The sequence below is a fragment of the Anaerococcus hydrogenalis DSM 7454 genome (genome assembly GCF_000173355.1).
Classification (GTDB): Bacteria; Bacillota; Clostridia; order Tissierellales; family Peptoniphilaceae; genus Anaerococcus; species Anaerococcus hydrogenalis.
This window is the reverse complement of sequence record NZ_ABXA01000038.1, coordinates 1-609: the sequence shown is the minus strand read 5'-3', so window position 1 is coordinate 609 and position 609 is coordinate 1. Positions and strand designations below refer to the sequence as shown.

Here is a 609-nt window from a genome sequence, read left to right as displayed (position 1 = left end):
CTTCAATTAATGGATGAAGTAGACGAATACTTCGACATCCCAGAAAGAGATAACGACCAACCATTCCTAATGCCAGTAGAAGACGTAATGACAATCTCAGGAAGAGGAACAGTAGCAACAGGAAGAGTAGAAAGAGGAACACTAAAACTTGGATCTACAGTAGAAATAGTTGGACTAACAGACAAAACAAGAGAAGTAGTAGTAACAGGAATAGAAATGTTCCACAAATCACTTGAAACAACAGAATCAGGAGATAACTGTGCGTTACTATTAAGAGGAGTACAAAGAAACGAAATCCAAAGAGGACAAGTAATAGCAGAACCAGGTTCAGTACACCCACACACAGAATTTGAAGGACAAGTATACGTACTAACAAAAGAAGAAGGTGGACGTCATACACCATTCTTCTCAGGCTATAGACCACAATTCTTCTTCAGAACAACAGATGTAACAGGTGACATCCAATTAGAAGAAGGAACAGAAATGGTAATGCCAGGAGACAACGCAAAATTCATAATCAAACTACAAAAACCAATCGCTCTTGAAGAAGGATTAAGATTCGCAGTAAGAGAAGGTGGAAGAACAGTTGCTTCAGGAGTTGTTTCTAAA

At 38.6% G+C, this 609-nt stretch carries 1 protein-coding gene; it reads left to right on the top strand.

The genetic code is table 11. The features are described from left to right. The coding region (locus tag ANHYDRO_RS06805) for an EF-Tu C-terminal domain-related protein (protein WP_004814915.1) at window positions 1–609 on the top strand (609 nt) is incomplete at both ends.